At 70.2% G+C, this 7786-nt stretch carries 9 protein-coding genes; 7 read left to right on the plus strand and 2 right to left on the minus strand.

Annotated features, from left to right (window positions below):
* Positions 1–257 precede the first annotated feature (257 nt).
* Both ACWEFL_RS22920 and ACWEFL_RS22925 read right to left on the minus strand, forming a co-directional pair.
* The gene (locus ACWEFL_RS22920) at positions 258–1061 is read right to left on the minus strand and encodes a phosphotransferase enzyme family protein (protein WP_451715621.1); all 804 of its coding nucleotides are present in this window, start codon (positions 1059–1061) and stop codon (positions 258–260) included.
* Positions 1062–1132: 71 nt separating this feature from the next.
* Positions 1133–2506: a helix-turn-helix domain-containing protein gene (locus ACWEFL_RS22925; RefSeq protein ID WP_451715624.1), complete on the minus strand. Its 1374-nt coding sequence runs from the start codon at positions 2504–2506 to the stop codon at positions 1133–1135.
* A gap of 699 nt (positions 2507–3205) precedes the next feature.
* On the opposite strand from ACWEFL_RS22925, the gene ACWEFL_RS22930 reads away from it, so the two are divergent.
* The 7 genes from ACWEFL_RS22930 (at position 3206) to ACWEFL_RS22960 (ending at position 7710) form a co-directional block, all read left to right on the plus strand.
* Positions 3206–3826 (plus strand): hypothetical protein, encoded by a 621-nt coding sequence (locus tag ACWEFL_RS22930; protein ID WP_451715626.1) that lies wholly within the window; start codon positions 3206–3208, stop codon positions 3824–3826.
* A 119-nt stretch (positions 3827–3945) separates the two neighbouring features.
* A complete protein-coding gene (locus ACWEFL_RS22935) occupies positions 3946–4323 on the plus strand; it encodes a hypothetical protein (protein WP_451715628.1) in 378 nt (125 codons plus the stop codon).
* Positions 4324–4585: 262 nt separating this feature from the next.
* Positions 4586–5890: an ATP-binding protein gene (locus ACWEFL_RS22940; protein ID WP_451715630.1), complete on the plus strand. Its 1305-nt coding sequence runs from the start codon at positions 4586–4588 to the stop codon at positions 5888–5890.
* Entirely contained in the window at positions 5887–6345 is a 459-nt protein-coding gene (locus tag ACWEFL_RS22945) for a roadblock/LC7 domain-containing protein (protein WP_451715633.1), read from the plus strand. The genes ACWEFL_RS22940 and ACWEFL_RS22945 overlap by 4 nt, the downstream gene beginning before the upstream one ends.
* Positions 6346–6456: 111 nt before the next feature.
* The gene (locus tag ACWEFL_RS22950; RefSeq protein WP_451715656.1) at positions 6457–6714 is read left to right on the plus strand and encodes a DUF742 domain-containing protein; all 258 of its coding nucleotides are present in this window, start codon (positions 6457–6459) and stop codon (positions 6712–6714) included.
* Positions 6692–7312 carry a GTP-binding protein gene (locus tag ACWEFL_RS22955; protein WP_451715635.1) on the plus strand — a complete coding sequence of 207 codons (621 nt, stop codon included), beginning with the start codon at positions 6692–6694 and terminating at the stop codon, positions 7310–7312. Before ACWEFL_RS22950 ends, ACWEFL_RS22955 begins: the two co-directional genes overlap by 23 nt.
* Positions 7309–7710 (plus strand): GAF domain-containing protein, encoded by a 402-nt coding sequence (locus ACWEFL_RS22960; protein WP_451715637.1) that lies wholly within the window; start codon positions 7309–7311, stop codon positions 7708–7710. Before ACWEFL_RS22955 ends, ACWEFL_RS22960 begins: the two co-directional genes overlap by 4 nt.
* Positions 7711–7786 lie beyond the last annotated feature (76 nt).

Below are 7786 nucleotides of genomic sequence, written 5' to 3' on the forward strand. Positions count from 1 at the left end.
GGCGAAGCCCGCTGACCGAAGCACTCAGTTGGAGCGTCGGGCGTACTTGGCGATCTTCCCAGCCATCTCGGAGTCGAGGTGCAGACCGTTCATCTCCGCCAGGCCGCCACGTAGAGGAAGACGTCAGCCGGTTCCTCTCCGAGGTCCGGGCAACCCCTGCATCAAGCCGTGAAGGCTTCGTCCACCTCAGCCGAGAGGAGGCCGAACCCCAAGGAAACGCGGAGGTGGAGAACGTAGAGCCCAGGTCGGCGGAGAGGTCAGTGGATGTCCCACCGCGCCTGCACATGGTGTGCTCGAAGGGTTGCGAGGCGATGGGAGAGCTGCGTGGTCGCTGCGGAGTCGCCGCGGTCGGCGCGGCGGATGAACGACCCCAGGGTGTGCAGGTCGCGCATTCTGACGAGGAGGGGGAGGCCGTCCCAGCCCGAAGGGTCGTATCCGTAGCTGTCGGTGAACGCACGGATCTGCTGCTGGTTCCGGCCGAACCTGGTGCCTTGGAAGGTGTTCGCCAGATCGAGTTCCCTGGGCCCGACGGCTGCTTCGTCCCAGTCCGACAGTCGTACGGTGTTCCCGTCCCACAAGGTGTTGCCGGGGTACGCGTCGCCATGGATGAACCCCTTCCCCAGCGGGGACCGGAGTGCCCGGTAGCCGAGCTGGGTCTCCTTGACGGCGGTCTCCAGCCAGTTCCGGCTATCCGGGCTGAGCGCATTGCTGAGTGTCACCGCCTCTTGGAGGGAGGCGAGCGGCGGATACGGCGGCAGTTCCACCGGAGGGTCCGGTAGCTGATGCAGTTCGCGCAGAAGGGATCCGAGGGCGCTCGGTGGTGGTGGCTCGGCCCGCTGCTGGGGGTAGTAGACCAGCAGCGTCGCCACGTAGGGCTCGCACTTCACCGGCTGGGGAACGTCCAAGAGCTCGACGGCGGGAAATCCCTGGTCCGCGAGCCACCGCAGCAGGGCGACGCCGCAGGCCGTCTCCTCCGTCTTGGCGCTGGGTTTGACGCGGACCACGGCGTTCGCCCTTGGGAGGAGATAGACGGGGGTGGCGTGACTGCGTATCAAAGTCATGCCGCGATCGGAAAGGCCGAGTTGAGAGCAGACGTCGCGGACGGCTTCCTCGGGGGCGGCGGGTTTGGGGGTCACTGGAGTGACGGTAGCGCGGTGCCGCATTCGAGGACGCGGAAGCCCCGGGCCAGGTCGGTCAGCTCCCGCGCTGCGGGGTTTGACCGCAAGTGCGGCTGGTCCAGGGCTTCCGTGACGCGGCTCAGTGCTCCGCCGAGCTGCTGGATGCGCTGGTCCGGGGCGAGCGAGAGGACGTGCCGCAAGAGTTCTCCGGCTGTTTCGACGTCTCCCCGCGCGAGCCGAGCGGTGATGACGTCGATACTGGCCAGTGCTTCGTCACCGTACGACCGTTCCTCGCGAGGACCGTTGACGTACCGTGCGATGGCACGGGTCGCGTACCGCTCGGCCTCGGCATGCAGGCCGAGCAATGCGTACGTCGATCCGATGTAGTAGTCCTGCTTGGCTGCGGGGAAGGTGAGGATTCCACCGAGATCGCCGAGCCCGTCGGCTTCGGGAGTCTCCTCTTGAGCATCTCGCAGACGGGCGAGTGCCGCTGTGGCCCGCTGACGATCACCAACGCGAGCAGCCGTTCGGGCCTCGATGGCGATGATCCGGATTCTGGATTCACCCGCCGAAGCCAGTGGCGCGGCCTCGTCGACGTGCCGCAGAGCTCGACGGTGGCCGGGAGACCACTCCGCGATCAAGGCCGCAGTGCCCCCGATCCATGCCCGAAGTCCTTGGTGATCGGCCTGCTGTGCACAGGCGCCGGCGGTGCGGATCTGCGCCATGGCTGATCTACGGTCGCCGAGGTTCTGCGAGGCGTGGGCCAGCAGCAGACAACTCGTGCCCGCGAGGAAGTACAGCTGCCGTGCCTGCTGAGGCTTCTGCCTCCCCTGGAGCAGGCCGAACACCTTGTCGCGTACGTCGACCAGGTCGGCGAACAGAGGGCGGACCGGTGCGTGCACGTACTCCGTCGCGATACAGGCGAGGGTTTCGGACAGGTACGAGAAGGTGTCTTCGTCGACGTTGCTGGGCGTGATGAAGTCGGAGAATCGCAGGGAGTCCCTGGCCGCGCGCGCCACCGCGTCGTGCGGATCACGGCGGGCTTCCTCCAGCTCCGGAGGGTCTGTGGTTGCGGCGGTGTCGGTGGAGACGTCCTTCTCCGCCTCGTCGTTCTCCCGTCCCTCCAGGCATTCCCCGTTCTTGCGCCGGGCGCGGGCGGCGGATGCGTGCTTCTGGAGTTGTTCGGGCGGTACCCCGCAGGCGATCGCGATCTGCGCGACGGTGTGGTTCGTCGGGATGTTCTCGTTGTTCTCGTAGCGGCTGATCTCCCGCCGAGTGAGGGTGTCCCGGCCGGAAACGGCGTTCACCGCCTCTGCTTGTTCTTCCTGAGTGCGTCTCGCTTTGGTGCGAAGCCGGCGTAACAACTGGCCGAAGGTGGCTTCCGGCATGAGTGTGACCCCCGTCCACGTCTGCTTGGGACCATCATGGCCGCTGCTTCCCCCCTATGTTTCCCCCTTGACGGGATTTCCCCCTCCTGTTTCCCCTGGGAGGAGGCTTGTGAGGGCGATTTGATGGCGTCATGAGCGAGGAACGAAGAGGTGGTCGTGCGGCCCACCAGCGCGGCCCTTCGATCGGTGCCGTGAGGGCTGCCTCGACGAGGCTGGAGTCCACCCTCATAGGAACGCGCCCACCACTCCGCGGCGTCACCTGCCCCTTCCGTTCTCAGAGCCGGTGCCCTGGAGGAATGCGGCGCCCCAGGCGGACCGGGGCCATACGCGCCCGGCTGGTGGGAGACGAGACCCCGCCTGGGAGTCCGGCTGTTGACTCACCCGGTCCCAAGGCGGCCCCAGCGCGGGCCGCACCGCCTCGATAGGCCAGGCGGTCGCGTGAGCCGGGGCCGATCCCCCGATCCGGGAAGCGCGACCGTCCCGTGGGCTCTGGCCCTCTCCTCCTCGACGAACCTGTGCGCGGAGGAGCGAATGCCGGAGGAGACCGTGCTCCCGGCCGCCGTGTGACAGCGCCCCCCACGGCGGCCGGCCCACCCTGATGCGCATATCGGCGACCGCAGTCGCCGTCGAACCCCTTTTCAGCAGTCGTGCCGGTCTGTCGGGCGGCGGCTCGCTGAGTCCTGCCGAGGAGGACATGACGTGACCGTTCGCCGAGCCCCCGCCTGGCCGCCCACCACCGGTGATGTGGTGGGGACAGTCCGCGCCTACACGTGCCTGCTGGGCTGGCGGCTCACCATCGCCGAAGGCGGTGAACTCACGGCCGAGGCGGCTGCGCGGGTCCTGGAGCGCGCTGCCGGGGCCGAGTTACGCGTCTCGTGCGGCGGGTTCGACGCGGTGACCGTCCCGTACTCGGTGGGCCGATCGGCCCTGCTGCAGCTGGATCCTGTCCCGGTGCCGAGCATCCTGGGCCCCGGCACGGTGACGTTCCTGGTCGCGCCCGGTACGGGAGTGGTCCTGGCCGAGCGGATCGACGGTGTGGACGTCGTGTCGGGAATCGACTCGTGGCTGGTGGTGCCGCCGTCGGCGGGGCGGCGGTGGGACACCCCGCCGTGGTCCGTGACGGATTCCCGGGCGACGGTACGCCTGCCGGAAGCGGGCGCTCTCGTGCAGGGATTGGCCCAGGCTCGGCGTACCAGCGGAGCAGGCGCGCTGATGTCCCCGGGCCGCGGACGGACCGCTGTCGGAGCCGGGCCCGATGCCCGTGACGGGCTCCGGCAGCCCACCCCACTGATCCAGGCGCACGCTGCCGAACCATCCTGACCTTCTTCTTCCCAATGGACAAAACCGGAGTCCTGATGACCCTTCAAGCGAGCCGTCAGCCATGGCTGCTGAGCTTGGGCGAGCAGCCCCGTCCGGCAGGCCTGCCAGGTGTTTTCGATGTGGTGCGGACCAGCGCCGGGATCGGCATGGCCGCGGTCGACGACCTGCGCGATCAGGGCGAGCACGTCGGTCCGATCCTGTGCTGCCCGGATCACCGGGTGCTGCTCATCCCGGTCGAGGCGGGCACGGCCGCCATCTGGCAGGCGCCGCACTCGGTCTGCCAGCCGCTCGGCCAGTGGTCGTGCGAGAGCGAGCACGAGCCGCACCGGGCGTCATCGCGGTGCTCGGGACGATTCTGGATGTACGCGCCGGGCGCGCCGGCCTCGACCGCCACGCCCGCGGCCCTGCACCACAGCCTGAGCGTGGTCCGTTCACGGATACGGTCGGCCCGCTCCTCGATGGCCCGGTCCCGTCTCTGCGAGGACGCCGATGCCTGACACTCTTTCGTCGTCCCCGCTCGGTCGTCACCGGCGGGACCGCCGTGCGGATGCGGTCGGCGCTGTCCTCACCCCGCTGCAAGAACGGGGGAGAGCCGCCGTATCCGCCGCTATGGGCGCGGTGGTGGCTGGCTGGCTCGCAGACGGTATGAACCTGGTCCCCACGCCCGTTGCCGCCGCGGGTGCCGGCGTGACGGCAGCGGGGATTGTGCTGTGGGCAGCCCGGCGGGAACGTGTGGCCCGCGCGGCTGAGGCTGCGCTCGTGGACGCCGTACGCGCCGAGCGGGACCAGGCGCTGGAGGCACTGGGCCGGATCGCGCGCCGAATCGAGCATGGCCGGACAGGAATCGCCCACGCGCTGGAGCAGGTCCGGCCCGTTCACATTCCCCAAGCCCCTCGCCTGCGCTTACCCGCGCCGACCGGGGACCTGGGCCGCGACCTCGATGCGGCACTCGCCCACGTACACCGGGAAGCGAGACAGGCGGTCGTTGATGCGGCCGAGTTCCAGACCCGGTTTCTGGACGGCGAGCGGGAGCTGGCCGACATCGTCCGGTCCATCGCGCCACGGCTCATGGCCGCCGTCACCCAGACCCTCACGGTGATCGATACCGTCGAACGCGCGGTGGAGGACCTCGACCTGCTGCACGAGCTGTTCGCGATCGACCACCTCGTGATCCAGATCCGGCGAGCGGTGGAGAGCCTGGCCGTGCTGGGCGGCAGCACACCGCCGCGCGAAGCCGAGCCCGTCCTGGTCACCACAGTGCTGCGCCGGGCGGTCCAGGAGATCCGCGCCTACCAGCGGGTACGCGTGGTGCGGACCGTACGGGAACAGGTCGCCCTGCCCGGCTACGCCACTCCCGCCGTGGTGCATCTGCTGGCCGACCTCCTGGACAACGCCACTCGCTACTCGGCACCCGAAACGCAGGTGCAGGTGCGGACCTCGTTCACGGACGCCGGACTGGCGATAGAAGTGGACGATCGCGGACTGGGTATCTCCCCGGAGAAGATCACCGGACTGAACCGCCTGCTGGCCGCGCCGGAGACAGCCGACACGCGGCAGCGCCTGGTGGATGGGCGGATCGGCCTGCTGGTCGCCGCCCGCCTCGCCGCACGGCACAAGATCCCCATCCGGCTCCGCCACAGAGCGGGCGGCGGAACCGCAGCGACCGTGATCCTGCCCACCGTCCTGCTGTGCGCGCCGGAGCCGGGGGCACCGCGCCCCGCCACCCGCGAACCCGTACCGGGAACGGTCGGACCGCGCCGGGCCGAGGCGGTCCCGGTCTCCACTGGTCTTCCCCTGCGCACGGCCCGCGCCCGTCGAAAGGCTCTCCCCGGCCGCGGTGCGGGCGACGCCCGGCCTCCGCTGCCGCTGCGGAGCCACACGAACAGCGGGTCCGCGCCACCGCCCGCTGGGACCGGGCCCGCGTCCCCCGCGTCGTACGGCGCGCCCACCCCGGGGCTGGCGGCCCGATTCCTCTCCCGCGGGCAGCACGCACCGGGGTCGCCGGATCCACGCGTACGCCCCGCTGCCCCCACCCCCCACCACGACCAGGAGAGTTCACCATGAGCGGCACCTCCCAGCCCGACGGCGGGCGCAGCAGCCTCGACGGACTGCTGGACGGCTTCGTCTCCCGCGTACCCGGCGTCGTCCGGGTCCTTCTCGCCACAGGCGACGGACTCAAGCTCGCCTCCGCCGCTGCGACCGCCGAGGAAGCGGACACGATGGCGGCCCTCATCTCGGGCCTGTACTCCCTGAGCAGGGGCGCGGTCGCCGGGCCCGGCGGGGTTCGGCAGATCCTGATCGAGCACGACGCCGGAACCCTGTTCGTGATGAGCGCCGGCACCGTCGGCAACGACACCGCCCCGGACCGGCTCGGCACGTCCCTGGGAGTCCTGGCCACACCGGACACGGACGCGGGAGCGGTCGGCTACGAGATGTCGGCTCTGATCCGCAGCCTGGACGAACACCTGGTCACGCAGGCGCGCATCGTCGCGGGCACCCAGCTCCGGCAGGGGCTGTGACGTGACGTCCCCCCTCGGGTCCTGGCCCGGTCAAGCCCTGCGCGAGCTGCGGCCCTACGCCATCACCGGGGCCGTACCCGCTCGACCGCCCGGCTGTCCCTGACCACACGCCTGTGTGCCCGACCCGCCACCGGACCCGTCGACCTCAGCCCGGAGGGCGAGACCCTGCTGCTGCTGTGCAGCGGCGAGCCCCGCTCCGTCGCCGAACTCGCGGCGCTCCTCGACCAGCCCGTCCAGGTCGCCAGAGTCCTGATCAGCGACCTGATCGACGCCGGCGTACTGACCACGGCGGCCAGGCCGACCCCTACACCGCCCACCCGCGACACCGACCTTCTGGAGGCGGTTCTTGTCGGCCTACAAGCGCTCTGACGGCCCGCCCCCGGACGACGACGGGCAGCCCGCTGCAGAGCTGAAGATCGTGATCGCGGGCGGCTTCGGTGTCGGCAAGACCACCCTGGTCGCGGCCCTCAGCGAGATCGAACCCCTCGCCACAGAGGAGGTTCTGACCGCTGTCGGTGCGGCCACCGACGACCTGGAGGGCATCGGCCGGAAAACCACCACGACCGTGGCGATGGACTTCGGCCGCATCACCTTCCGCCATCCCCGGCCCATGGTCCTGTTCCTGTTCGGCACCCCCGGCCAGGAGCGCTTCTGGTTCACCTGGACCGACCTCTCCCAGGGAGCCGTCGGCGCCGTCGTCCTCGCCGACACCCGCCGCCTGGAGGACTGCTTCCCCGCGGTCGGATTCTTCGAGCGGCGCGGCATCCCGTTCGCCGTCGCCGTCAACGAATTCGACGGCTCCTACCGCTACGAACCCGATGAGGTCCGCCGCGCCCTGGGGCTCCCGGCGGTCGTACCCGTACTCAGCTGCGACGCCCGCGACCGCTCCTCCGCTCTCAACGTCGTGATCACCCTCGTCCGCCACGCCATCACCACCCTCAAAACCCCGCCCGGAGCGCTCATATGACCGTCCCGCCTTCCTTCTACGACGTCCACTCCACGCCCGCCGCCGCGCTCCCAGGCCGCGCCGACCTGCTCCGAATCCTCGCGCTGACCGGGCCGGATGACGAACTCGACGCCTTCGCCGCGCGCCTCGCCGCCGACGCCGACGTCCCGTACGCGATGGTCAACGCCTTCGGCGACGAACAGCACTTCGTCGGACTGCACGCCGACCGCGGTAGCGGCCTCCCGGACGTCGGCCGCGGCATGGCCCTGGATCACGGCTGGTGTCCCGAAGTCGTGAAGCGGGAGCTGCCGCTCGTACTCCCGGATGTGTACGCGCACCCGAGGTTCGCGGGCAACCCCGTGGTCGACGCCATCGGCATCCGCACCTATGCCGGGGCGCCTCTAGTAGTACTTCGTTAAGTCGGGGTGGTTTGTGGGGTGCGGTTTGTGGATCTTCTTCTGGGAAGCGGGCGTTGGCAGGTTCGGCAGACACCGG

Source organism: Streptomyces sp. NPDC004838, from assembly GCF_053600955.1.